Genomic DNA, 282 nt, shown 5'->3' on the forward strand with positions numbered 1-282 from the left:
ACACCAGCTGTTGGTGCAACTACTAGTACCTTCGATTATACTGTTATTGGAACAAATCCTTGTCCTAACGATGTTAGTACTGCTACTATTACTATTAATCAAACACCTGTACTTAACTTTACTGCAACTACTTGTGCTGCCAACTTATTAACTTACGATGTTTCTTTTAGCATTTCTCCTGCTTCTGCTGTTATTACGACCTCTGCAGGAACTGTTACTGGGAACTCTATTACTGGTGTTCCTGCTGGAACGGATATTACAATTACTGCAACTAGTGCTGTT

General features: G+C 39.0%; 1 protein-coding gene. It reads left to right on the forward strand.

All coding sequences use genetic code 11. The features are described 5' to 3' along the window. Positions 1 to 282, forward strand: a 282-nt coding sequence (locus ACVC08_RS00095) for a hypothetical protein (protein WP_452600486.1), incomplete at both ends; no start/stop codon positions are given.

Source organism: Pontimicrobium sp. MEBiC06410, from assembly GCF_053601615.1.